Origin of the sequence: Neisseria sp. P0007.S010, from assembly GCF_051962875.1 — a bacterium.
GTDB classification, from domain to species: Bacteria; Pseudomonadota; Gammaproteobacteria; order Burkholderiales; family Neisseriaceae; genus Neisseria; species Neisseria subflava_A.
In genome coordinates, this window is the sequence record NZ_JBQCUX010000017.1 from 1 (window position 1) to 23,482 (window position 23,482).

General features: G+C 49.9%; 22 protein-coding genes, 3 tRNA genes and 2 pseudogenes. 2 read left to right on the plus strand and 25 right to left on the minus strand.

Translation table 11 applies throughout. The annotated features are described in order from the left end of the window. From ACTHR7_RS10155 to def, 18 genes and pseudogenes are all read right to left on the minus strand, one after another. Window positions 1–227, minus strand: a 227-nt coding sequence (locus tag ACTHR7_RS10155; protein ID WP_002221837.1) for a GTP-binding protein, incomplete at its 3' end; no start/stop codon positions are given. 50 nt (window positions 228–277) lie between these two features. Further along, a tRNA-Thr gene (locus ACTHR7_RS10160) sits at window positions 278–352 on the minus strand. 9 nt (window positions 353–361) lie between these two features. Continuing rightward, window positions 362–435 (minus strand) — tRNA-Gly (locus ACTHR7_RS10165). 31 nt (window positions 436–466) lie between these two features. Next, a tRNA-Tyr gene (locus tag ACTHR7_RS10170) sits at window positions 467–550 on the minus strand. 98 nt (window positions 551–648) lie between these two features. Beyond that, on the minus strand, window positions 649–900 hold the full coding sequence (locus ACTHR7_RS10175; protein WP_003679513.1) for a YfhL family 4Fe-4S dicluster ferredoxin: 252 nt from the start codon (window positions 898–900) through the stop codon (window positions 649–651). Window positions 901–1,022: 122 nt separating this feature from the next. Beyond that, the gene (rsmD, locus tag ACTHR7_RS10180) at window positions 1,023–1,595 is read right to left on the minus strand and encodes a 16S rRNA (guanine(966)-N(2))-methyltransferase RsmD (RefSeq protein WP_070645685.1); all 573 of its coding nucleotides are present in this window, start codon (window positions 1,593–1,595) and stop codon (window positions 1,023–1,025) included. A 149-nt stretch (window positions 1,596–1,744) separates the two neighbouring features. Continuing rightward, a complete protein-coding gene (gene topA / locus ACTHR7_RS10185; protein ID WP_070461208.1) occupies window positions 1,745–4,051 on the minus strand; it encodes a type I DNA topoisomerase in 2,307 nt (768 codons plus the stop codon). 74 nt (window positions 4,052–4,125) lie between these two features. Beyond that, entirely contained in the window at window positions 4,126–4,581 is a 456-nt protein-coding gene (locus ACTHR7_RS10190; RefSeq protein ID WP_070461207.1) for a DUF494 family protein, read from the minus strand. Window positions 4,582–4,605: 24 nt separating this feature from the next. Further along, window positions 4,606–4,761, minus strand: a pseudogene (locus ACTHR7_RS10195) (DNA-processing protein DprA); the annotation flags it as partial. Between the two features lie 104 nt (window positions 4,762–4,865). After that, window positions 4,866–5,796, minus strand: a pseudogene (dprA, locus tag ACTHR7_RS10200) (DNA-processing protein DprA); the annotation flags it as partial. Window positions 5,797–5,890: 94 nt separating this feature from the next. Further along, window positions 5,891–6,127, minus strand: a complete 237-nt coding sequence (locus tag ACTHR7_RS10205) for an antitoxin (protein ID WP_107867955.1) — start codon at window positions 6,125–6,127, stop codon at window positions 5,891–5,893. Window positions 6,128–6,512: 385 nt separating this feature from the next. Beyond that, a complete protein-coding gene (locus ACTHR7_RS10210) occupies window positions 6,513–7,787 on the minus strand; it encodes a sigma-54-dependent transcriptional regulator (protein WP_440370762.1) in 1,275 nt (424 codons plus the stop codon). Continuing rightward, window positions 7,774–9,900 carry an ATP-binding protein gene (locus ACTHR7_RS10215; protein ID WP_440370763.1) on the minus strand — a complete coding sequence of 709 codons (2,127 nt, stop codon included), beginning with the start codon at window positions 9,898–9,900 and terminating at the stop codon, window positions 7,774–7,776. Before ACTHR7_RS10215 ends, ACTHR7_RS10210 begins: the two co-directional genes overlap by 14 nt. Before the next feature lie 3 nt (window positions 9,901–9,903). Beyond that, the gene (locus tag ACTHR7_RS10220) at window positions 9,904–10,497 is read right to left on the minus strand and encodes a DUF4390 domain-containing protein (RefSeq protein ID WP_107769527.1); all 594 of its coding nucleotides are present in this window, start codon (window positions 10,495–10,497) and stop codon (window positions 9,904–9,906) included. Continuing rightward, on the minus strand, window positions 10,463–11,722 hold the full coding sequence (gene rsmB / locus ACTHR7_RS10225; RefSeq protein ID WP_070461197.1) for a 16S rRNA (cytosine(967)-C(5))-methyltransferase RsmB: 1,260 nt from the start codon (window positions 11,720–11,722) through the stop codon (window positions 10,463–10,465). The genes ACTHR7_RS10220 and rsmB overlap by 35 nt, the downstream gene beginning before the upstream one ends. A 46-nt stretch (window positions 11,723–11,768) precedes the next feature. Continuing rightward, the gene (locus tag ACTHR7_RS10230; RefSeq protein ID WP_070461194.1) at window positions 11,769–12,287 is read right to left on the minus strand and encodes an O-acetyl-ADP-ribose deacetylase; all 519 of its coding nucleotides are present in this window, start codon (window positions 12,285–12,287) and stop codon (window positions 11,769–11,771) included. Between the two features lie 33 nt (window positions 12,288–12,320). Beyond that, the gene (gene fmt, locus ACTHR7_RS10235) at window positions 12,321–13,247 is read right to left on the minus strand and encodes a methionyl-tRNA formyltransferase (protein ID WP_070461191.1); all 927 of its coding nucleotides are present in this window, start codon (window positions 13,245–13,247) and stop codon (window positions 12,321–12,323) included. 135 nt (window positions 13,248–13,382) lie between these two features. Then, on the minus strand, window positions 13,383–13,886 hold the full coding sequence (def, locus tag ACTHR7_RS10240; protein ID WP_003678675.1) for a peptide deformylase: 504 nt from the start codon (window positions 13,884–13,886) through the stop codon (window positions 13,383–13,385). A gap of 234 nt (window positions 13,887–14,120) precedes the next feature. Between def and ACTHR7_RS10245 the strand changes: the two genes are divergently transcribed. Continuing rightward, window positions 14,121–15,386: a LysM peptidoglycan-binding domain-containing protein gene (locus ACTHR7_RS10245; protein ID WP_440370764.1), complete on the plus strand. Its 1,266-nt coding sequence runs from the start codon at window positions 14,121–14,123 to the stop codon at window positions 15,384–15,386. Window positions 15,387–15,697: 311 nt separating this feature from the next. Here the strand turns inward: ACTHR7_RS10245 and ACTHR7_RS10250 are convergent, their stop codons facing one another. Together ACTHR7_RS10250 and pyk are read right to left on the minus strand one after the other, a co-directional pair. Continuing rightward, window positions 15,698–17,113, minus strand: coding sequence for an OmpP1/FadL family transporter (locus ACTHR7_RS10250; protein WP_070583274.1), 1,416 nt, complete (start codon window positions 17,111–17,113; stop codon window positions 15,698–15,700). 175 nt (window positions 17,114–17,288) lie between these two features. After that, window positions 17,289–18,761, minus strand: a complete 1,473-nt coding sequence (gene pyk / locus ACTHR7_RS10255) for a pyruvate kinase (RefSeq protein WP_293205262.1) — start codon at window positions 18,759–18,761, stop codon at window positions 17,289–17,291. Window positions 18,762–18,974: 213 nt separating this feature from the next. Between pyk and ACTHR7_RS10260 the strand changes: the two genes are divergently transcribed. Then, complete coding sequence (locus ACTHR7_RS10260; protein WP_293205265.1) at window positions 18,975–19,478, plus strand: hypothetical protein; 504 nt, start codon at window positions 18,975–18,977, stop codon at window positions 19,476–19,478. Between the two features lie 65 nt (window positions 19,479–19,543). Here ACTHR7_RS10260 and ACTHR7_RS10265 read toward each other — a convergent pair whose 3' ends face one another. The 5 genes from ACTHR7_RS10265 to pyrB form a co-directional block, all read right to left on the minus strand. Further along, entirely contained in the window at window positions 19,544–19,669 is a 126-nt protein-coding gene (locus ACTHR7_RS10265) for a hypothetical protein (protein WP_003684698.1), read from the minus strand. A gap of 23 nt (window positions 19,670–19,692) precedes the next feature. Then, entirely contained in the window at window positions 19,693–20,556 is an 864-nt protein-coding gene (locus ACTHR7_RS10270) for a GNAT family N-acetyltransferase (protein WP_107867964.1), read from the minus strand. Between the two features lie 275 nt (window positions 20,557–20,831). Continuing rightward, window positions 20,832–21,497: a hypothetical protein gene (locus tag ACTHR7_RS10275; protein ID WP_107867965.1), complete on the minus strand. Its 666-nt coding sequence runs from the start codon at window positions 21,495–21,497 to the stop codon at window positions 20,832–20,834. A 192-nt stretch (window positions 21,498–21,689) separates the two neighbouring features. Then, window positions 21,690–22,148, minus strand: coding sequence for an aspartate carbamoyltransferase regulatory subunit (gene pyrI / locus ACTHR7_RS10280; RefSeq protein WP_070813707.1), 459 nt, complete (start codon window positions 22,146–22,148; stop codon window positions 21,690–21,692). 10 nt (window positions 22,149–22,158) lie between these two features. Then, window positions 22,159–23,079, minus strand: a complete 921-nt coding sequence (gene pyrB, locus ACTHR7_RS10285) for an aspartate carbamoyltransferase (protein ID WP_049322220.1) — start codon at window positions 23,077–23,079, stop codon at window positions 22,159–22,161. Between the last annotated feature and the right edge of the window lie 403 nt (window positions 23,080–23,482).

Genomic DNA, 23,482 nt, shown 5'->3' on the forward strand with positions numbered 1-23,482 from the left:
TGGCGGGTTTCAGTTTCGTATTCTACGTGTGAGGTATTAATGGTAATACCACGAGCTTTTTCTTCAGGAGCGTTGTCAATTTGGTCGTAAGCTTTTGCAGCGCCACCGAATTTTTTAGCCAAAATAGTAGTCAAAGCAGCAGTCAGAGTGGTTTTACCATGGTCAACGTGACCGATGGTGCCAACGTTTACGTGCGGTTTGCTACGTTCAAATTTTTCCTTAGCCATGGCAATATCCTATAATCTAAGCTTTTTGAAAATAAAGGGTAATAATGAGATGGTGCCCATGGGCAGATTTGAACTGCCGACCTCTCCCTTACCAAGGGAGTGCTCTACCCCTGAGCTACATGGGCGAAATTGTTTGGAGCGGGTGAAGGGAATCGAACCCTCACCGTAAGCTTGGAAGGCTTCTGCTCTACCATTGAGCTACACCCGCATACTCACTTTTTGCTCCAAGTAAGAATTTTTGGTGGAGGGAGAAGGATTCGAACCTTCGAAGCTCGCGCAACAGATTTACAGTCTGCCCCCTTTGACCGCTCGGGAATCCCTCCAAAAGAGAACGCTAGTTTATTGGCAACTCAGATTTCCGTCAAGATTTTTTTTCATTTATTTCTTTAAAAACATCCAAGTTTTTGCTTTTAAACACTATTTATTTAAACTGAATGATTTTTTCGTACTTAGCCATCAGTTCTTCGTGCGTTTCAGGATGCTCTTCATCGATCAAGATACAGTCGACAGGACATACCTGTTGGCACTGAGGCTCATCGTAATGGCCTACACATTGCGTACACAAATTTGGATTGATTTCGTAAATTTCTTCACCTTGCGAAATGGCATCATTAGGGCATTCCGGTTCGCACACATCGCAGTTAATGCACTCATCTGTAATAAAGAGCGACATTTCTATTTCCTTTTTTCTTAAATTATCAAAACCGATTGGGCGCGGATTATAGCACAAATGACGTCGGAACAATCCGTTTGAAAGAATGTTTTACACCTTGGGAATGATTCTCAAATTCCATACTATTCAGCAACTTGCAAATAGAGCAACAATTCAAACCTACTCATTCCCGCCTTTCCTTCCCGATAAATTTCCAGCCAATCCGGTTTTTCAGGCAGCTTCCCTGCTTCAATATAGACCATTGCCCCATTTTTCAAGTGGCTTTGCAATCGGATAAACAGATTTTGCCAATCTTCCCATGCAAACGGCGGATCAAGGAACACAACATCAAATTTTTCAGACGGCATTGCCAGATAAGCCATGCCGTCTGAACACTCGATTTTCGCCTGTTTCAAACCTAATTCACGGATATTTTTCTGAAGCGTTTGAACAGTTTGGCGGTGGTTGTCGACCATTACCACTTTTGTTGCATTACGAGAAGCAGCCTCCATTCCCAAAGCACCACTGCCGCTGAATAAATCCAATACTGTTTTACCGGTTAAATCCTGACCCAGCCAGTTAAACAGTTTTTCACGCACGCTGTCAGGCGTCGGACGCAGACCATCTGCAGATAAAAATGTTAACTTTCGTCCTCTACATTGTCCGCCAATAATGCGTACTTGATTGGTGTGTTTGGAATGTTTGTTGTTTGCCATAATTCTTAAAAAGATGCCGATTTTTCAGACGGCCTCAATTATATAGTGAAACTGCTATCAAACCGTATTCCCTTCTATCCTTTACAATACAAAAAGGCCGTCTGAAAATCATTTTTCAGACGGCCTTTTTGTATCCAAGCTTTAACCAATTACTCTTTTGGCGCAGGCGGTTCAATCTGTTCTTTCCAGCCGCATTCTTTTTGCGGGCAGACTTTTTCCACGCCCCAGCGTTTGGTGGTTTTGATGGTCAAAACCGGCCACGCGCATTTTGGACAGGTTTCTGCAATGGGTGGGTTCCATGTCGCGTAGTTGCAATCCGGATAAGTGCTGCAACTGTAAAACAGTTTGCCGTAGCGGGATTTGCGCTCGACGAGGTTGCCTTTTTTGCATTGTGGGCACTGGACGCCGGTGTCTTTGGGTTTTTCCAGCGGCTCGACGTGTTTGCATTTGGGGTAGTTGGCGCAGCCGATGAATTTGCTGCCGGTGCGGCTGTATTTGTACAACAACCGTCCGCCACATTTGGGGCATTCGCGCCCGTCGAGTTCGGCTTGTTCTGCTTCAGCTTTGGCGATGCGCTCGGCGGCCTCTTCGGCGGTTTCGTTGACGTTGCGCGTGTAGCTGCACTCTGGATAACCAGCGCAGGCGACGAAACGGCCCATTTTGCCAAACTTGATTTGCAGTTTGTGTTCGCCGCATTTGGGGCAGGTTTCGTCGAGTTCCTGCGTGGTGAATTTGGCACGTTCGATACCTTCTTTTTCTTCCACTTGTTTGATAAATGGTTTCCAGAATTTATCCATCACGGGAATCCATTGGCGTTTGCCATTGGCAATCTCGTCAAGCTGGTCTTCGAGTTTGGCGGTAAAGTGGTAATCGACGTATTGGGCGAAGTGTTCGGTCAGGAATTTATTGACGATGTCGCCTGTGTCGGTGGGCATGAAGCGTTTTTGCTCAAGGGTAACGTATTCGCGGTCTTTGAGCGTGGAAATAATACTGGCGTAGGTGGAGGGACGGCCAATGCCGTATTCTTCGAGGGCTTTAACCAGCGTGGCTTCGTTGTAGCGCGGCGGCGGAGTGGTAAAGTGTTGTTCGCCGTAAAGTTTGTCTACAGGCAGTTTGTCGCCTTCGCTCATTTCGGGCAGTTTTTTGCTGTCTTCGCTCTCTTCGTCATCGCTGCTTTCTTCATACACGCTCAAAAAGCCTGCGAAAGTCTGCACTTGTCCGGTTACGCGGAATACGCCCTTACCAACGGTAATATCGACGGTGGTTTGGTCGAATTTGGCGGGCGTCATCTGACAGGCGACGGTGCGCTGCCAAATCATTTGATAGAGTTTGAACTGGTCTGCGCTCAGGAAGGGTTTGACGCTTTCGGGCGTGCGGTACACGGAAGTCGGACGGATGGCTTCGTGCGCTTCTTGGGCGTTTTTGGATTTGGTTTTGTACTGCTTGGCCGAACTTGGCAGATATTCTTTGCCGATTTTGTTTTCGATGTAATGGCGGATTTCGGTTAACGCTTCATCGGCCAAATTCACGCTGTCGGTACGCATATAGGTAATCAGACCGATGGCGCCCTGCCCTACGTCTATACCTTCATAAAGTTGCTGAGCGGTACGCATGGTGCGGTCGGTGGTGAAGCCGAGTTTGCGCACGGCATCCTGCTGCATGGTAGATGTGGTGAACGGCGCGGCGGGATTGCGGCTGCGCTTTTTCTTTTCAATGGCGGTAACGACGGCCTCTTTGCCTTCGAGTTCTTTCAATACGTCGGCTTGCGCGGCTTCGTTCGGCAGGTCGAATTGTTCGAGTTTCGCGCCGTTGTATTGGGCGAGTTTGGCGGTAAACTTGCTGCGGCCTTTGTGGCTGTCGAGATGTACCGTCCAATATTCCTGCGCTTCAAACGCGCGGATTTCATTTTCGCGCTCGCAAATCAGGCGCAAAGCGGGACTTTGTACACGGCCTGCGCTCAAACCGCGTCGGATTTTTTTCCACAACAATGGCGAGAGGTTGAAACCGACCAAATAGTCCAAAGCTCGGCGGGCTTGTTGCGCATCGACCAAGTCCATTTCGATTTCGCGCGGATTGGCGACGGCGTCGAGCACGGCGTTTTTGGTGATTTCGTGGAACACGACACGCTGCGGCTTGATGTTTTTCAGGCCGCGTTTGGATTTGAGGATTTCATAAAGATGCCATGAGATGGCTTCGCCTTCCCTATCCGGGTCGGTTGCGAGGTAGATGTTTTCGGCTTCTTTGGCACCGGCGACGATGGCATCGACGTGTTTGCTGTTGCGGCTGATCAGCTGGTACTTCATGGCAAAGCCGTTGTCGGGATCTACTGCTCCGCTTTTGGGTACCAAGTCGCGGACATGACCGTAAGACGCCAAGATTTCAAAATCACCTCCCAGATATTTTTTCAGGGTTTTGGCTTTGGACGGGGATTCGACGATTAATAGGTTTTTCGCCATTGTTGTTCTCTTTTGGATGTATTGGATTTATGTTTCAGACGGCCTTTATTATTAAGGCCGTCTGAAACAAGGTTTTAGTGCATCACGTTTTGTCCGGTCAACGCACTCATCAAGTCGTCGCCTATCAGGACGGATAGCTCGCTCTTGTGCATCCATAACACCAGCAATACCAACACTTTGGCGGTATCGAGGGTGATTTCGTCCGATGGAATGTGCATCAGGGCGTGAATGACGATTTCGCGTTGCTCATAAGTAATTGCGTGCTCGGCAACCAAATACTGCATCAAGCCCATGACTTCCTGCGGCAGGTTTTCAGCTTCTTCACGGCAGAATACGCGCAGGGAGTCGCTGTTAAACGGCTCGGCATAGAATTCGGACGTATTGAACAAGACTTCCATCATCATCAATGTATTGCCGATTTCCGTAGCATCAAAACCCGCATCTTCCAAGAGGCGACCCAAATCCTCCGGAGGCGGACAATTGTCGAAATCTTGGAAGTGTTCGATTAAATAGGCAATGACTTCGGTCATGCTGGTTCCTTAAATATAGATAATTTATGCTTTGACACGCTGATAACGGCCGCCCGGTAAGGCGGCAACAATACCGTCAAGTTCGTATTCCAAAAGCTGTGCGTACACGTCTGCCGCTGCCGTATTGGTTTGTTGCGCCAAAATATCGGGGTGTATCGGGTCGTAACCCATTGCTTCCAATAAAGCGCTTGTTGATGGGGCGGCAGATAGGTTTTCAGACGGCCTTTGCGGTTCATCCGCTATTGTTTTTTGTTGCAGCCGTTCGGTTTGATCGTTTTTCAGTTTTACCGTCTTATTTATAGAATATGATGGAACAGGCGTATTTTGCAATAGCTGCGGACACTCATGGAGAATATCGTCCAGACATTCCACCAGTTTTGCCCCGTCTTTAATCAGCTTGTGACAGCCTTTGCTGTGCGGATTGTCTATCGAACCGGGCACCGCCATCACTTCGCGCCCCATCTCCGCCGCCAACTTGGCGGTAATCAATGAGCCGGATTCCAATGCCGCTTCAACCACCAAGGTCAGCTGCGATAACGCGGCAATCAGACGGTTGCGGCGCGGAAAGTTGCCTGCAAACGGACGCGTGTCCAAAGGGAACTCGCTGACAATCAATCCTTTTTCAGCAATTTCATAAGCAAGGTTTTTATTGGACGGCGGATAAATGCGGTCTATACCGGTTCCCCAGACGGCAATGGTACCGCCATCTGCCTGCAATGCGCCTTGATGGGCGGCGGTATCGATACCCGAAGCCATACCCGATACGACGGGAATGCCTTTTTCACTCAATGCCCTGCCGAAATCTTTGGCAATCCGCATTGCCTGCGGCGTGGCATGGCGGCTGCCGACAATCGCGGCAGAAGGTGTGTGCAACAACTCTGCATTACCGCGTAAAAACAAAACCGGCGGCGCGGTAATGCCTTGTGTCAGCATTTCGGGGAAATCATCATCTTGCAGCAGCAACAAACGGCAACCGTCCTGCGTTTCCCATTGTAAAGCGGCTTCGGCAGACCGCTGCGCCAAAGCCCGTTTGTCCTCATTGCGCCACGATTCGGCTGCCTGTTTATGGCGTACCAACGCGGCAATTCTATCTGCCGGCGCATTCAAGGCAGCTTGTGCGCTACCGAATTGCTGCAACAGCACCAAAAAACTTTCTGCGCCGATATAGGGCGTAAATGCCAGTTGCAACCAAGCAAAACGCTCGTTTTCCGTCATCAATCTGTTCCCTTTTAGTAATGTTTTTTTCAGACGGCCTGAAGTAAATCAAGGCCATCTGAAAATTTTATTGATATAAAGCTTTAGTTTCCCATCACAGTAACTTTCTCAGAACATCATTTTTATCCAATATACGACTAATCAGATATTCATCATCAGGTTTTAAGTTATCCATTAGCTCATCTACAACGGCCATACGGCTACGTAGAAATTTCAAAAGCTCCGGATTTGGGTTTTCTTTATTGTATTCATCATAGCGAGCCTGAACTAAAGACTGCTGACTTTGGCCTAAAATCTCTAAAGCTACTTCATAATCAAAATGTCCTAACATTGGATAACTCCTTTTCAAAAGTACATCTTTACATTAAAGCATATTTACATCTTTATGTTTTAGCCATTACTGCTGCATTTCATTTTGAATCGCCTGAATGACAAAATCTTTCAAAGAAATACCATGTTGAGCACAATAATTTTTCAATTCTTGGTGCATCGATTCAGACATAATCAATGTATAGTGTTTTTCCGACTCAGTTGTAATCTGAGCAGTTTTGCCGACTTTCGTATTCTGTCGGCTTAAAAGGCAAAATAACAATGCCGAGCCATACCATTATTTTTATAAAGTATTGCTTGTCTAAGCAAACCGTCAAATGACGATGCCGTCTGAAAAACCTGATGGCTTTCAGACGGCCTCTTTTGTGTTTGAACCGATATTGCGCTTATTCTTCGGATTTGTCGGCGCTGCGGCGCGATACGCTGATACCGAGTTGTTTGAGTTTGCGGTAAAGGTGTGTACGCTCCAAACCGACCTTTTGCGCCACGCGGCTCATATTTTGGCCTTCTTGGGCGATGTGGTACTCAAAGTAGCGGCGCTCGACTTCTTCCCTCAATTCGCGCAAAGGCATATTGAAATTGAAGCCGCCGATGATTTCTGTCGCCGTCGCGTTTTCCTTCTGACCCAAAGCCACGGCAACGGCCTGCTCGTTCACTTCTTTGCCGTCCGATTCCAACATGATGTTTTTCACCGTTTCAGCAAGCTGGTCGTAATTGCCCGGCCAATCGTATTGGCGCAAAACCACCAACGCGCTATCGCTGAATTTTACCGGCTGGATTTTTTGACTTTCGGCCAAATCGGTCATGATGCGGTTGATTAAAAAGACGATATCGTCCGGTTGGCTGCGCAAAGAAGGAACATTGATGCACTCTTTCAACAGCTCCGCCAGTCGGCCGGCAACGACGTCATCAGCGCTCTCACCGCGTTTAAAGCCGCATGAAGCAATCACACGGACATTGTAGCGGTCGGCTTTTTCAAGCAAGAAAGCAATGCCGTTTTGGATATTTTTGCTGTAACGGGCAATATCGCCGACATACAAAATACCGCCCGATGCTTTTTGCAACAACTCCAACGGCGTATCGACAATGTGTTCGACACGGTCGGTTGCCACCCAAGGCGTACCGCTTTTGTGCAGATAGCGGGCGACAATTTCAAACGGCGAGCCTGCCTCACCGGCCAACAACAGCGGGCGATTGTGTTTGGCGGCCGCTTCAATGCTGCCGTTCATTTCTTGAATAACCGGGCTGTTGCCCAGTTTGTCCAAAGTCATGCCGGAGGCCGTCTGAACTTCGCCATGTTTCAAGGCGCGTTCTACCGCAGACAAGAGTTTTTGCAGGGCAATCGGTTTTTCCAGAAAATCGAGCGCGCCGATTTTAGTGGCTTCAACCGCGGTGTCAATGCTGGCATGACCGCTCATCATAACAACAGGCATATTGAGTTGGCCGTTTTTCGCCCACTCTTTCAACAAAGTGATGCCGTCGCAATCGGGCATCCAAATGTCCAGCAACACCATGGCCGGACGCGTTTGATAACGCAATTGGCGCGCTTCTTCGGCATTTTCGGCTAAAGTGACGGTATAGCCTTCGTCTTGAAGGATTTCGGAGAGCAGGTCGCGGATGCCTACTTCATCATCTACAATCAAAATATCACTGCTTCGCATAAGTTTCTGCCATTTCCGGTAAAGCTATTTTGACGCACGCGCCGCCGCTGTTCTGATTGCTCAGGCTGATACGGCCGCCATGCTCCTCAATAATTTTTTTCACAACGGGCAAACCCAGCCCCGTTCCTGTCGGTTTGTCGGTAACGTACGGTTCGAAAGCATTGTGCAGCATTTCTTTGCTGAAACTTTTACCGTTGTTGCAGACGGTCAGGAAAACCTGTCCGCCTTCGCTCCCTGTTTCGACGTTTACTTGCGGCGCTTCGTCCGACTCTGCCGCTTCTGCGGCATTCTTAAATAGGTTATGCAACACTTGGCGCATCGCCGTCGTATCGGCAACAATCGGCAGGGCGTCGGCGCTGAGCCGTGCATTAAATTTGCACGCGCCGGCCTCATATAATACCAATACTTCCGACACCAAACCGTTTAAATCTTGTTTTTCTAAATTCAGAGACGGCGCACGCGCATAATTGCGGAATGCTTCGACCATTTCTTTCAGCGCGGCAACCTGTTTGACGATGGTATCGGTTGAACGGCTGAGGATTTGGGCGTCTTGTTCATCAAGTTTATCATGCAATTTCCATGCCAATCTCTCGGCGGAAAGCTGGATAGGCGTAAGCGGATTGCGGATTTCGTGCGCCAACCGTTTCGCCACTTCGCCCCATGCGGCCTCTTTTTGCGCCCGTATCAAGACGGTAATGTCATCAATCACCATCACCACGCCGTTATCGTTGTCTTCCGGCAGAATGGTGGCCTTACCCAACAAGATTCGGGCATCGTCAGGCGCGGCATATTCGACTTGGACGGGTTTGTCGCTGTCGGCGGTTTCATTGATGGCGGCAAACACATCGGCTAACAGGGTTTGCTGCGGCGATTTGCCGTGCCATTGATGCCAGTTGCTACCCCACAAAGACACCAGCGAAACGCCCAAAATCTGTTCGGCAGCCTTGTTAAAGGTTTTCAGACGGCCATCGGCATCCAAAGTAATCACGCCCGTGGTCAAACTTTCCAACACGCATTCCAAATAATGGCGGGCGGCTTCTTCGCGCAAACGGTTGCGCTCGTCCGCCTCTTTGGCAATCGATAATTGCTCGGTCATGTGGTTGAACAATTGGGTCAAACGACCGAACTCGTCATTGCGAAATACCGGCCGGGTCTGGCTGAAATCACCCTGAGCCACCGCCCGTGCACCCTCTGCCAACGACAACACCGGCGCCACAAAACGGCGGGCAAAATACAAAGCCATCACCAGCGCCAAAAAGATGGCCAACAATGTCGCGACCAACAGCGTGGACAGGAAAAAGGTTTGCAGGCCTTTTTTGGTATAACTCAGCTCGGCGTATTTAGCACGGGCCGCTTCGATCAACGTCGCATCTTGGGCAACATCTTTCGGAATCGGCTGACGGAAAAACAACACATAATCCTGATTTTTATGCGTACCGATCAGCATCCAACCTTGAGCATACAGCACGCCACCGATGTTTTCCAAGCTGCGCACCGAGCCGGTCTGCTCCAGCTGCTCCCATCCTTCTTTGGTGAGTTCGGGTTGATTTAGTTTCAGGGGATTGATACTTTTCTCAGCTTTATGGGTAGTCGCGTTATAAAGCGCCAGCTGGGCAAAGTCGGCAGTAAGCGCCGATTTTGCCAGCGTCTGCCCTAAATTGCCGTCCAGTGAAGCGGCGCTGATTAAGTCGATCTGCACCGGTGTGGCGTTGCTGACGGCATTGTCCACCGCCAAGTTCAGCGCGGATTTGCTCAAATTTAAGCTGCGCTCTAGAGCCTCATGGGTATCGTTGCCAAACCAAGAATTAATCGTACCGTTAATAAACTGGGCGGAAATACCGAACAAAAACACGCCCGGCAATACGGCAACCAAGGTAAACATCCCTGACAGCCGACGCGCAATCTGCGAACCGAACACGCTTTTGCTGTTGTCGCGCATCAAAAGCACGACATAGCGTACCAACACCGCCGCCAACACCAGCAACAGCAAGCCACACAAAGCAACAATCCACCAGAAGTAATCGGACAATACGCTGCTGCTACCCGTTGCAACAGTCAAACCGTATAGCAAAACAACGGAAAATACGGCGGCAATCAGAAGAAAGCGGCGCATGGCTTACTCCTGCGAAACCGACAAGGACTTCCAACCGGAATCCAAATGCCAGTTTTTAGACGTCAGGGCATTGATTTGGAACGGTTTGGGCAGCTTGGCGGTTGTCAGCAGCAGGCGGATTTCAGCCTTCGTATCTTTGGCGGCCACATCACTCAGCGCGCCTTTGGACAAAACCTTCCAATTCGCGACCGCGCCCACTGCGCGCAAGGCAGTTTCAAGCGTGTCGTACTCGGTAGAAAACGTACCGACGGTAACGCGATAACGGTTGGTCAGCGGATGGAAGGACAATTTGTATTGAATCGTGCTGTCGTTGTTGAGCAGCTGGTCGAACTTGAATTTATAAGACGACATGGACGGCGCTGACAGCTGCCAACTCAAATTAAAATGCAGGGGGACGCCCTGTTTGAGTGCTTCTTTAAGCTGGTCGGGCAGGTCGGTGCGGAAACGGCTGCTGACAGAAAGCTGTCCGGCATGGGTCAGCTTTGCCTCGGCACGGGTCGCACTGATGCCCTCGCCCGCCGCATTCAACGACACGGCGAGCAAGAGCGGTACAATCAGCGTTTTACTGCTTTTTAATAAGCGCGTAATAAAAGCCATCTTGATGTTTGTTCGGTAAAAGCACATGCGATTCGATCAACTCGGCATCGGCATGGCGGTTAAGGAATTTTTGCAACTGACCGTCGTTTTCTTCGACAAAGACCGAGCAGGTAGCCAGCAACATCCTGCCGTTTTTCGTCAGGGTCTGCCACAGCGCGTCTAATAATGCTTCCTGTTGGCGTGCGGTTTTGACGGCATCGGTCGGTCGGCGCAGCCATTTGACGTCGGGGTTGCGGCGCGCCACGCCCGAAGCGGTACACGGCACATCGGCCAAAACAGCGTCAAAGGCCTTGCCATCATACCACGCTGTCAAGTCCTGCGCATCGGCACAAGTCAAAGAGGCCGTTTGAAAGCCTAAACGGTCAAGATTGCTCTTCACCCTGTTCAGACGGCCCTCATCTATATCCAAAGCGGTAACATGACAATCTGCCAGTTCCAAGATATGACCCGTCTTACCGCCCGGCGCTGCACAGGCATCGAGAATGCGTTCGCCGTCTTTCGGGTTCAATAAATAGGCAGCACGTTGCGCACCAAAATCCTGCACCGATACCAGGCCGTCTGAAAAACCGGGCAGGCGGCTTACCGGCACGGCTTCTTCCATCATCACGGCGTATTCGTCCAAAGCCCTGGCCGCAATACCTTCCGCAGCCAGTTTTTCCAAATAGCTTTCGGCATTGCCGTGTTGGCGGTTGACGCGCAAAGTCATCGGCGGATGAGATTGCAGCGCAGTGGTAATGTTGTGCCAATGTTTCGGATAATGGTTTCTCAAGTAAGCCACCCACCACAGAGGCAAATTGTGTTTCGCCACATCGTCTTTTTTGCAGGAAGCCGCGAGTTTGTCACGTTCACGTAAAAAGCGGCGCAAAATCGCGTTGGCAAACGAGCGGAACTGGCCGCGGCCGATTTTGGCAATACTTTCCACCGCCTCATTGACCACGGCATGAGGGGCATTACGCGTGTAATGTAGTTGGTACATCGCCGCCAAAAGCAGGCTTTCGAGCTGCGGATTGTCAATCGGCTTCTTCAGCATTTGACCAAGCATGTGCTTCAAACTGCCCAAATAACGTTGGCAACCGTAGGCAATATCCTGCAACGCGCCGTGTTCCTGCGCCGTCAGCTGCGGATGCGCCGCACGGATTTCCGCCAAAACATCCTGAAGATTGCGCCCTTCGGCAACTGCGGCAACGCTGTCGGCGGCCAGTTTTTGGGCGAGGGACATACTCATATTTTTGCTTTCTGATTTATATTTGATTTCAAGTGTTCGGCGGATTTCAGACGGCCTGTTCGGCAGCCAGCAATGCCCGATAATATTCGGCATCTTTTTTGGAAAAACAGCAGAAGATGATTTTTTCCACTGCCGGACATCGCGGCAGGGTTTGTTTCAAACTCTCCAAAGCGATACGCGCGGCGGCTTCGGCCGGGAAGCGGTACACACCGGTGCTGATGCACGGAAAGGCGATGCTGTGGAGATCGTGTTTCTGGGCAAGCAGCAAGGAATTGGCGTAGGATTGTGCCAATTTGGCCTCTTCATTTTGTTTTCCGCCAAACCATACCGGCCCGACCGTGTGGATGACAAAACGTGCAGGCAAACGGTAGCCTTTGGTTATTTTGGCTTCGCCTGTGCGGCAACCGCCCAAAGTGCGGCACTCGTCCAGCAGCTCTTTGCCCGCGGCGCGGTGTATTGCACCGTCTACGCCGCCACCGCCCAACAGCGATGAATTGGCGGCATTGACAATCACATCGACTGCCAATCGGGTAATATCGCCCTCGACCACTTCAAAAACAGCCATTGTCTTCTTTCCTCTACGTTGATTTCCAGACTGTTACAAAACCGTTCCGACTTCAATCGTCCGACCTGCCGCAAATGCCTGTATGCTCATGCGTTTGCTGCCGGAAGGCTGCAATTCGGTGATGTTCAGCGCATTTTCACCGCACGCCACCAGCAGGCCGTCTGAAGTGCAAGACAACACTTCGCCTGCCTCACCCTGTTTGACCACGACTTCTGCACGCCAGATTTTCATCGGTTTGCCTTGATACTCGACCCACGCGGCAGGTACAGGGTTAAAGGCGCGGATTTTGCGTTCGATAATGTCCGCGCTTTCGTTCCAATCGATACGCGCTTCTTCTTTGCTTAATTTTTGGGCGTAGGTAACGCCTTCTTCAGGCTGTTTGACCGCGTTCAGACGGCCTTCCGCCTGCAGACGCTGTAAGTCGGCAACAATCGCTTCGGCACCCAAACCCATCAGTGCGTCATGCACTTCGTTGGCGGTATCCGTAGGTTGAATGGCGTAGCGGTGTTCGCTGACCACATCGCCGGTATCCAAGCCGATGTCCATCTGCATGATGCACACGCCGGTTTCGGCATCGCCGGCTTCAATCGCACGTTGAATCGGCGCTGCGCCGCGCCAACGGGGCAACAACGAAGCGTGGATATTAAGGCAGCCGTATTTGGGCGTATCCAACACATCCTGCGGCAAAATCAAGCCATACGCGGCCACCACCATCACATCCGCGCCCGTATCTTTGAGCATTTGCAGGGCTTCGGCGTTATTGCGCAACTTTTCCGGCTGCGCCACGGTCAAACCCAATTCCAAGGCAGCCTGTTTGACCGGCGATGCGGTCAACTGCATGCCGCGGCCTTTTGGGCGGTCGGGCTGGGTCAACACCAGCGGAATTTCAAAACCTGCGGCGGCGATGGCTTTCAAGGCGGCGGCGGCAAAATCGGGTGTACCGGCAAAGATAACTTTCATGTTGTGTCCTTGTGGAAATGGTTTGAATGGGCGCGTTGGGCAAACTGTTTCAGCTGAAAAGGCCGTCTGAAAGATTGAAAACCGAAGTCTGCCTTCTGTTTTGTCTTTTCAGACGGCCTTTAAGCGATGCTTAGGTCAGATGGTGTGTTTCTGACGTTTTTTCAGTTTGGTTTTGATGCGGCCTTGTTTCAGCTGCGACAGGTGTTCGACAAACACGATGCCCATCAGGTGGTCCAATTCGTGCTGCACGCAGATTGCCAGCAGGCCGTCTGCTTCCAGCGTGAATTTCTCGCCTTTTTCGTTCAAAGCTTCAACTTTGACGCGCTCGGCACGGGTTACGGTATCGTAAATGCCCGGCACGGACAGACAGCCTTCTTCGTAAGTCGTCTCGCCGTCTTTTTCGACAATGACGGGATTGATGAACACGCGCGGCTCGCTGCGGTCTTCGGTTAAATCCATCACGACGATGCGCTCGTGTACGTCGACCTGAGTGGCCGCCAAGCCGATACCGCGTGCTTCGTACATGGTTTCAAACATATCGGCAACCAATGTCTGGATGCGCTCATCGATTTTTTCAACAGGTTTGGCGACCGTGTGCAACCGTTCGTCAGGGTATTGGAGGATGTTCAGTAAAGCCATAATATTCTCGTTTTATAAAGCTGATGTGTGATTTTCATACAGATTTGGTTTCCGCCGCCACAATCTCCTGTCATGACAGCAACATTCAATGCTAAAATAACGCCGAAAAATGTTAAGATAGCGCGACGAAGGCCGTTCGTTATCGTATTGATGAATGGGCGGCAGTCTCGCAAACTCCAGCCTTCTCTGTTTATCATCTGAAGACAAACCGAATCGATTTCAAGGGGAACGGTTATGCAACAACGTATTATAACCCTGCTTTGCATGGCAGGCATGGCTATTTCTGCCCACACTCAGGCAGCTTCTTTAAAAATCCGCCCCAATGCGCCGCAACGCTACGTCGTTAAAAACGGCGATACCTTGTGGGGTATTTCCGGCAAATATCTGTACAGCCCATGGCAATGGAACCGCCTTTGGGGCGCCAACCGCAACGCCATCCGCAATCCACATCTGATCTATCCGGGTCAGGTGTTGGTTTTACGCTACGTCAACGGCCAGCCGCGACTGGGTTTTGAACACACTCAAACCCGTTCAGACGGCATTCCCGTGATCAAACTGCATCCGCGCGTACGCGAAACTTCCGGCTACGGTATTCCGACCGTCAACGTCAATCTCTATCGCATGTTCATGAAACATCCGCAGATTATCGCTCCAGAAGAAACCGCCAACACGCCGCGCCTGATTGCAGGCCCCGACAACCGCGTCCTCTACACGCAAGGCAACCGCGTGTACGCATACGGCCTGACCGAACCCGGCCGCTACCTGACCTACCGCGTCAATAAAAACATCACCGACCCGGAAACCGGCAAATTCCTCGGCCAAGAAGTCGTGTTCAGCGGCATCGCCAACACGCTGCCTTACACCGACTCCGCCTTGGAAAACCGCACCCGCGCTTCTGACGAAAAACTCAAAAGCAACGAGTATTACACCCAAGTCAACAAAGCCATGAAGCTGCGCACCCAGTCCGCGCAACCTTTGGTTATCGAAGAAGCGGTTTCCGAAATCCGCAAAGACGACTATCTGCTGAAACTGCCAGAAGGCCTCGACAGCTTCAATGTGATGCCTCACGCCCCTGCCCGTCCGATTCAGGCCAAAGTCGTTTCCATCTTCGACGGCGTGGGCGAAGCCGGCCAGTTCCAAACCATTACTTTGGATAAAGGCGAACTCGACGGCCTGGACAAAGGCACTGTGGTCAGCCTCTACAAACGCGGTCGCCAAGTCCGTGTCAATCTGTCCAACAACCTGATTCGCAAGCCGAAAGACAAAGATACGGTCGAATTGGTTTCCATTCCGGCAGAAGAAATCGGCTTGGCAATGGTATACCGCACATCCGACCATCTGGCCTCCGCCATTATTTTGGAAAGCCTGAACAGCGTTTCCATCGGCGATACCGCCTCCGAACCCGGCCGTGATTTGGACAATATGGCTGATGAAAAAACCATGGACAAACCGGCTGAAGACGAACAGGAAAGAGAAATCGAACTGGAAGTCCGCAGCTGATTGAGCTTTTTTAGCAGCGATTCGATAAATAAAGGCCGTCTGAAAACATGTTTTTCAGACGGCCTTTTGATTGCTGCCCATCAGAATAAATAAAATCTATAACACGTTGTTTAAAGCGCAAACAACTTCTCATTTCTACAGCCTGTAATCGGCTTTCCCCTTTTCTATTGTCTTGCCGTTCTGCCATTCCAAGCAGAAATATGAAAAGCCCAACACACTATTTTTACCTGTTGATTGCTCCATCTGTTCCTGCCAACAAAAAGGCCGTCTGAAATCTTCAGACGGCCTTTTTATCCACAACTCAAATCCGATTATTTGAATTTGTAAGTGTATTGCAAGCCCAAGATGTCCGCTTTATTTTTGAAGCGGGCAGAGGATGCACCGCGGCTGTCTACGTCGTTGCCGCTGGCTTTGCCGGTGCGGTAAACCGTGTCATTGATGTGGATATGGCTATACGCCGCATCGATAACATGGTTTTTACCCAGTTGATATTTGGCACCGACGGAGAACCAGATACGGTTGCCGTCAGGCAGGCTGTTCATGCGGTCTTCGGCGCTTTTAACCGGTGATTTGTCGAAAGCGATACCGGCACGCAGTTGCAATGGTTCGGTAACTTGGTAAGAGCCGCCGAATGCAACTTTATAAGTGTTGCGCCAGTTAGGCGTAATGACGGTACGGTCAGATTGGCCGTTGACAACTTTTTTGGTGTTTTCAAACACCAGCTCGGCTTTGTTGAAGCGGCTGTGGCGCGTCCAAGTCACATCGCCGAACAAATTGGTTTTGTCGGTGGCGCGGTACATACCGTGAACAGACAAAGACTCAGGCGTTACGATTTTTACGCTGGCTTTTTCGTTCGGCACATAACCGCGTGCAGCCATTGCACCCAAATCCCATGCGCGTTTTGCATATGCGCCGTCCGCTTCCCAATCGGCAGTGCCTTTCAGCGTATGCGATACTTTGGAACGATAGTTCACACCCACGCGTGCGCGCTCGTTAATGTCCCACATCCACGCCAGTTGATAACCGAAGCCCCAATCGTGACCTTTTACATCGGCATGACCGTCAGCTTTGCCGGTCGCATCGACAGCGACGGGACGGCCTGCTTGACGGGAAGCCAAGCCGCTGGCCAACTGGCTGATGGCGCCGGAAGCATCCCAGTCGGAGTATTTGCGCAATTCGGCTTTGGAATATTGAGCAATCAAACCGGCACCGACGGCGTGCTGCTCATTCAGTTTCCACGCGACTACCGGCTCGATGGCGATGGTGGTCAAACCCAGTTTGTTGATGTTGTGGCGCAATACGGAATCTTTTTCGTATTCTGTTGCAGAACCGAAAGGAACGTACACTCCCAAGCCCAAAGTCACATCATCGCTGGCTTTGTACGCGCCATAGACGTGCGGAGCAACGGTGGTTTCGGTAATTTTGCCGCTGGTCGAGCCGCTGACATCGGCACCCGTGCGGAAGTGTTTCGCAGATTCCGCCTCATAATGAATGCTTGGGAAAACAATATTGGCGTTGACGGAAATTTGGCTGCTGTCGATTTTGCTCAAACCGGCCGGGTTGTAGAAAATAGTTGAGGCATCGGCGGCTTCGGCGGCGGCGGCGTTGGCCGTGCCTTGTGCGTTAACGGATTGTGTGCCGAAGTGGTAGCCGGAGGCTTGGACAGCGGTAGATAACAGTGCTGCGCTTAAAATAAATGCTGTTTTTTTCAGATTGAAATGAATCATTTTGGTTTACCGTGAAAGTAGCGGACAAAGAAAAAGGCCGTCTGAAACGTCCTTTATTGATTTAGTATAGGCACTCAATTCTATACTACATCATTATTTTTGCCTAATCTTTTCTTTTTTTACACAAAAAAGCAGGCTAAAACAGCCTGCTTTTCCAATCATCGGATCACTGCAATTATTTGACCTGCAACACTTCCAGCGTATTGGTCGAACCGGATTCGCGCATTTGCGAACCGCTGGTGATGATGTATTGGTCGCCGCTTTGGAGGATTTTGTGTTCTACCAGCATGGCTTCCACTTCGTTCAGCGCGGTATCGTGATCGGTACTGGTTGCCAAAATCAACGGACGCACGCCGCGGTACATCGCCATGCGGCGTTGCGCTGAAACACTCGGCGTCAGGGCAAAAATCGGCAGGGTGATGTTGTGGCGGCTGACTTCGAAGGCGGTCGAACCGCTTTCAGTCAGGGCAACGATGGCTTTGGCGTGAACTGCTCGCGCCACGCTGACCGCACCGCCGGCAATCGCCAAGTTAGTGCTGACGGCTTCGGGATACTCGACCTGTTCGGCAACGCCGTTGAGCGAATCTTGTTCTTTTTCCGCAGCCGCACAAATAATCGCCATTTGGCTGACGGTTTCAAACGGATACGCGCCGACGGCGGTTTCGGCGGAACACATCACCGCATCGGTACCGTCCAATACCGCGTTGGCCACGTCGCTGACTTCCGCGCGGGTCGGTACGGGGTTGGTAATCATGGATTCCATCATTTGAGTTGCGGTAATGCTGAAGCGGCGCAACTCACGGGCGCGTCGGATCATGCGTTTTTGCAGGGCAGGTACGGCAGCATGGCCGACTTCCACTGCCAAGTCGCCGCGAGCAACCATAATACCGTCGCTGGCAAGGATGATTTCGTCCAGATTTTCAATGGCTTCTACGCGCTCGATTTTGGAAACCAAACCGGGACGTACGGCTGTACTGCCTTTCATTTCTTCTTCGACTTTGGCGCGTGCGATGTGCAAATCTTCGGCAGATTTCACAAAGCTGATGGCCAAGTAGTCGCAACCGATGGCAATCGCCGTTTTCAGGTCACGAAAGTCTTTTTCAGTCAACGCACCGGCAGACAGGCCGCCGCCGCGTTTATTGATACCTTTGTTACTTTTCAGCACATGGCTGTTTTCTACCCTTGTAATAATCTTACTTCCTTCAACCGCTTCAACGGTCAAAGTCAACAGGCCGTCGTCCAGCCACAAAACATCGCCGGCAACGACGTCATTTGGCAAATCGCGGTAGTCCAGGCCAACCGCTTCGCGTGTGCCTTCGCCTTCAAGTACGGCATCCAAAATCAAGGTTTCACCCTTATTCAGCTCGATGCTGCCGCCTGCAATTTTGCCGACGCGGATTTTAGGCCCTTGCAAGTCGGCAAGAATGGCGATTTCCTGACCCGCACGTTTCGCGGCTTCGCGTACGATACGGGCATTTTCTTCATGAAACTCCGGCGTACCGTGGCTGAAATTGAAACGGACGACATTAAGGCCGCCGACACGGATCATGTCTTCCAACAATTGTACATTGTTGCTGCCCGGACCCAGTGTAGCAACAATTTTGGTATTGTGGCTGATACGGGTTAAATCACGTTGCAATTGGCTCATGTAAACGTCCTTTCCTGTTGATTTCACGTTTGATAATGAAGAAGATTGTACTCTTAATGCAATAATGTTGGCGTAAAATTACATCATTTTCTGACTTAAACTAAATTTATTTTTGCATTAACCTACTTTTCTATCGGATACAATACACTCTCACGTCGTCATTTTTGATTTTCAGACGGCCTCCCTCATACTAATAGAATACTCAACTGATCCATGAAACGTTTTTTGACTCCTCTGCCTATCGGCATCGTTTTGGCCGACCTGATATACGGTTTCGTACTTAATGTCATGCAAGGCTTAAATTTGCAACAAACCGCAGCCAACCAGTCCGGTACAATTTCCGTTACGCCCGACATTGCTTTCAACAGCCTGCAAATCATCGCCAACGGCGGCATGGTCTGCATTATCGGCTTCGGCTTGATTGTTTTGTTCCAACTCAACCGCGCCGTATTGCGCCAACAAATCCTGCCCATCGGTATTTTCCGAACCCTCGGCCTGTTGGCTGTTTTGGCATTCAGCATTTCGTCTTTGTGGGAATGGTTGCATGCCGCTTTGTCGCTGCTTTCCGGGCACAACGTTTTAAACTTCAGCAACCCGCGTTATCTGGTTACCGCAGCCTGCATGCCCATCATCGCTTTCTTGTGCATCTTGCGCCTGTACAATTGGTATCGCCTGCATCGGACTGCTGCCGCTGACGACACCTCCACGACCCTCTAATCAAGCTGCAAAAAGGCCGTCTGAAACAGGAAAACCTATTTCAGACGGCCTTGTCATTATATATCTCAACGTTGATGGCTGGTTTCTACACCGGCCTTAATCTCACCATACATTTGCGAGCTGCCTCCGCTGCCTGATGCGCAGGCCGCCAAGCTCAGTGTCAAAACAGCCGCGGTCAAAATCTTCAACATTGATTTCTCTCTTTCCACAAAAATTATTTCGGATCGCAACGGAAATGGTACGCACAAATTTCAAATCCGTTTTTGAAGTAGAGACGATGAGCATCTGCTCGGTCATGGTTCACATGAACATTCAAATGGATTTTGGTTGCCCCTGTTTCCGCACCGATTTTGCGTACTTCTTCCAACAAGCGAGAAGCATAGCCTTTTTGGCGGCATTGCGGCATGGTTACGAGATCATCAATATGGATATGGTAACCGCTGGCCAAGTTATGTGCAGTATGGAAACCGCATACGGCTACGGCATTTTGTTTGCCTTCTTCAAAAATACCCAGCAGACGGTAGCCGGTTTTGCGCTGATGCTCGTTGATTTGTTCGACGAAACGGTGAATATCGGTCAACGATGAACGCAGAACACTCAAGGCCGCAAAAGCAGTCGCTGTTTCTTCCGGCGGAATTTCACGCAATACGCCGACCACTGGCGCGGCAGCTTGAGGCTCAGACTGCGCATTGGCCGCTTCCGCACGCTCGGCGGCATGTTTTTCTTCAATCGCCTGCGCCAACAAAACGCGCTCGACCGGCACTTCGCCCTGCTGTTTGCTCTCTTGCTCTTTAAGCAAGGCTTTGCAATCAATCACGCGCAAATCATTATCCGCCGCAAAGTCCATTAAGAAGCGGAACATTTGCGGATTGTCTTCTTCCAACTTTTTATCGACCGCTACACAACGGACATTATCCACCAAAATCGGGCGCACCCAATTCGAATAGGAAAGGCGGTTGTCTTTAGTAAAGGAAGACAAAATACCGCACAGGCGCTCCGCCCAGTCGCTTGGTCGGAAAATCTTGCCTTTGCTGGTCGTACCATGGATCACAACTTCATAAGGATTACACACTAACATAAGCAGCTTCCTGAGAGTAAATGGCTGAAGGAATATTTCGCCAGTGCCAACATCAGAAAAAGTTCCGATACATAGCAACAGATTATTGAAAAAATATCAGTAAGGTTTTGAAATAAGACGATGATGAGACGGCTTGCCGATCCTGACAATCCGTTTCGAATTCTTTGATTATTATACCCGATACGCCTCTTTTTCTTCAAAAATCATTTGAAAAATAACAACAGGCCGTCTGAAACCAAGTATTTCGGTTTCAGACGGCCTGCATATTTTGAATATCAATACAACAATTTCTTGCGGGGCTTTTGCTCGCCACTTGATTTAATTTCTAACAAATTGAAATTCAGTATGCCCAAATCCAAGACGCTTTCAGAAGTGCATTGATCGCCAAAGGCATTTTCATAAGTGGCCTTCAGTTTCAACACGCCGCCAAATGTCTGGTCCGGCAATTCGGCAGCCAGCGCCAACATACTTGCAAACACGCTACCATACAATTCGCCCGATGCCAGCATATCTACACCGCCGGAAAACATTTCCAACTGCATAACTGCATCGGCAACCAGCTTGCTCGGCAAGTGATCAGGCAAAGGCTCTACTTCAAAATGCACATTCTTCGCCAAGCCCTTACCGCTATTGCGGACAACCAAAACCAATAAATCTGTTTGACCGTCAGAACGCTGCAACGTCGCATGCAAAACAGGATGAATGCTTTCTTTTTGAATCAGCTGCTCACGGTGCAACATCTTGCTTTTTGCTTTAGATCGCGCAGAGACGACAGCCCAGATCAACCAAACCAATGCAACGGCAGAAATGGTAGTGACCAAAAGGGGAAGGTTGGTCAAATAGGCTTGCTGATTAAACCAAACTTGTGCTGCCAAAAATCCGGCAAAGAAAATCAAGACGTATAAAATTGGGGCAAACCGGCTTTGTATGGATGAGTGCATAAGTTTTCCTACATTTCGTATCGTGTTATAAAAAATAATGCCTTTTGAGCAAATGATGTCATTAACTCAGAAGGCATTATTTTAACGTAATTTTAACGCAATTTGCTTAATATCTTGCTTTTTATGAAACTGATGTATCAAGCAGACAACTCAAACCGCACAGCCGTGTTTTCAGACGGCCTGAGATTTTTATCAGGCTTCGGCAACCGAATCACGCGAGAAGGTTTTTTCGCAATAATGGCATTTCAAACGCGTCTGACCATTATGTGAACGGACATAAAAGCGGCTGATGACCGGCTCGCCATGACTGGCACAATTGGTATTCGGGCAGCGGAACACTTCCGAAATTTCCTCCGGCAATGACAAATGCTGTTTGTCGATTACTTTAAACTGATCGATTTTGTTTACCACTGCTTCAGGGGCAAATAAAGCCAAACGGTTAGCCGCATTGGCATCCAACCATACGCCGCTGACTTTGATAATGTCTTTGCTTCCCTGCGTTTTGCTGGGCAAATTAAAGCCGACCGTAACCGCGCTGCCATAATGCAGCAGCTTAAATTGCCTTAGAATGGCCAAGCCTTTACCGGCAGGAATATGGTCAATTACCGTACCTTGTTCAATCGCTTCAACGCTGAGTTTTGAGTTTTCCATCTTTCGCTCCTTAAACTTCTTCGTTCAATACCAAAGATAAAATCGCCATCCGTGCATACACACCATTGGTTGCCTGTTCAAAATAATAGGCATGAGGTGTTTTATCCACATTCGGATGAATTTCATCTACCCTCGGTAAAGGATGCAAGACGCGCAAATTGGGTTTGGCATTTGCCAACATTGACGCATCAAGATTGAATTTACCCTGGATTTTGGCAAATTCCTGCTCATCAAAACGTTCGCGCTGAACGCGGGTCATGTACAAAATATCCGCCCATTCGACCGCTTCTTCCAAGCCGGGCAAAATTTGATAAGGACACCCGGCCTCTTCCAGTTCTTCAGTGATATAGTCCGGCATCGCCAAGCTAGGAGGGGAAACAAACGCAAATTCACAACCCCAACGCTTCAGCGCCTGACATAATGAATGTACCGTACGGCCATATTTTAAATCGCCGGCCATCGCAATTTTCAAATTGCTTAAACTGCCTTGTGTTTCATAAATCGTTACCAAATCCAAAAGCGTCTGGCTCGGATGTTGGTTGGTACCATCGCCGGCATTAATCACAGGTACGCTCGAAAATTCAGCCGCCACACGGGCCGCACCGTCTTTCGGGTGTCGCTGAATAATCGCATCCGTATAGCTGGAAATAATCCTCGCAGTATCTGCAAGCGTTTCACCCTTTTTCGCGCTGGTATTCGCACCATCGGAAAAACCGATAACTTTCCCACCCAAACGCTGTACCGCCGTTTCAAAAGACAAACGCGTACGAGTGGACGGTTCAAAAAAGCACGAACCAATCAATTTGCCTTCAAGCAAATCTTCACGAGGCTGCTTTTTCAACTTCAAGGCCGTCTGAAGCAGTAATTCGAGCTGCTCCGTCGTCAAATCTGAAATTGAAATAATATGTTGCCGATAAAGCGGATTAGGCATGACCATTCCTTCCCATAAAAAAGCCCGCAACAGGCGGGCGTTTCAAGCAAACCGATTCCATCGTTGCCCGACATTATCCTGTCGGACAATCACAACCATGTTCCTACCACACCCATGAAATCTTCCGCATTATCGCACATTTAACAGACAGCTGCTTCTTTCAAGTTTTCAGATTCTTTCAAGTTTTCAGACGGCCTGATACCTTTGCAAAATAACCCTCGGTACTCCACAGCTGAAACCCAAGCACAGGGATTCGGCTGTTTTCAGTTATTACCCACTAAAATCCCCCATTAGCCCAAGCTCTCATTCCCAGCCCCCATACAAAACCGCCCGTCAACCCGAACCGGCAAACGGTTCAGCCTCGGGGCGGCGTATACGGCAGTTAACCGTCAGGCTTATTTTT

Excerpts from the sequence above, each read along its gene's own strand:
- ACTHR7_RS10220 (WP_107769527.1), bottom strand. The coding sequence starts at position 10,497 with ATGGCTTTTATTACGCGCTTATTAAAAAGCAGTAAAACGCTGATTGTA.
- rsmD (WP_070645685.1), bottom strand. The coding sequence starts at position 1,595 with ATGGCAAACAACAAACATTCCAAACACACCAATCAAGTACGCATTATT.
- pyk (WP_293205262.1), bottom strand. The coding sequence starts at position 18,761 with ATGAGCCAATTGCAACGTGATTTAACCCGTATCAGCCACAATACCAAA.
- ACTHR7_RS10265 (WP_003684698.1), bottom strand. The coding sequence starts at position 19,669 with ATGTTGAAGATTTTGACCGCGGCTGTTTTGACACTGAGCTTGGCGGCC.
- ACTHR7_RS10215 (WP_440370763.1), bottom strand. The coding sequence starts at position 9,900 with ATGCGCCGCTTTCTTCTGATTGCCGCCGTATTTTCCGTTGTTTTGCTA.
- topA (WP_070461208.1), bottom strand. The coding sequence starts at position 4,051 with ATGGCGAAAAACCTATTAATCGTCGAATCCCCGTCCAAAGCCAAAACC.
- ACTHR7_RS10260 (WP_293205265.1), top strand. The coding sequence starts at position 18,975 with ATGAAACGTTTTTTGACTCCTCTGCCTATCGGCATCGTTTTGGCCGAC.
- ACTHR7_RS10275 (WP_107867965.1), bottom strand. The coding sequence starts at position 21,497 with ATGCACTCATCCATACAAAGCCGGTTTGCCCCAATTTTATACGTCTTG.
- fmt (WP_070461191.1), bottom strand. The coding sequence starts at position 13,247 with ATGAAAGTTATCTTTGCCGGTACACCCGATTTTGCCGCCGCCGCCTTG.
- ACTHR7_RS10245 (WP_440370764.1), top strand. The coding sequence starts at position 14,121 with ATGCAACAACGTATTATAACCCTGCTTTGCATGGCAGGCATGGCTATT.
- pyrB (WP_049322220.1), bottom strand. The coding sequence starts at position 23,079 with ATGCCTAATCCGCTTTATCGGCAACATATTATTTCAATTTCAGATTTG.
- ACTHR7_RS10205 (WP_107867955.1), bottom strand. The coding sequence starts at position 6,127 with ATGTTAGGACATTTTGATTATGAAGTAGCTTTAGAGATTTTAGGCCAA.
- ACTHR7_RS10190 (WP_070461207.1), bottom strand. The coding sequence starts at position 4,581 with ATGACCGAAGTCATTGCCTATTTAATCGAACACTTCCAAGATTTCGAC.
- ACTHR7_RS10230 (WP_070461194.1), bottom strand. The coding sequence starts at position 12,287 with ATGGCTGTTTTTGAAGTGGTCGAGGGCGATATTACCCGATTGGCAGTC.
- pyrI (WP_070813707.1), bottom strand. The coding sequence starts at position 22,148 with ATGGAAAACTCAAAACTCAGCGTTGAAGCGATTGAACAAGGTACGGTA.
- ACTHR7_RS10250 (WP_070583274.1), bottom strand. The coding sequence starts at position 17,113 with ATGATTCATTTCAATCTGAAAAAAACAGCATTTATTTTAAGCGCAGCA.
- ACTHR7_RS10210 (WP_440370762.1), bottom strand. The coding sequence starts at position 7,787 with ATGCGAAGCAGTGATATTTTGATTGTAGATGATGAAGTAGGCATCCGC.
- ACTHR7_RS10270 (WP_107867964.1), bottom strand. The coding sequence starts at position 20,556 with ATGTTAGTGTGTAATCCTTATGAAGTTGTGATCCATGGTACGACCAGC.
- ACTHR7_RS10175 (WP_003679513.1), bottom strand. The coding sequence starts at position 900 with ATGTCGCTCTTTATTACAGATGAGTGCATTAACTGCGATGTGTGCGAA.
- def (WP_003678675.1), bottom strand. The coding sequence starts at position 13,886 with ATGGCTTTACTGAACATCCTCCAATACCCTGACGAACGGTTGCACACG.
- rsmB (WP_070461197.1), bottom strand. The coding sequence starts at position 11,722 with ATGAGTATGTCCCTCGCCCAAAAACTGGCCGCCGACAGCGTTGCCGCA.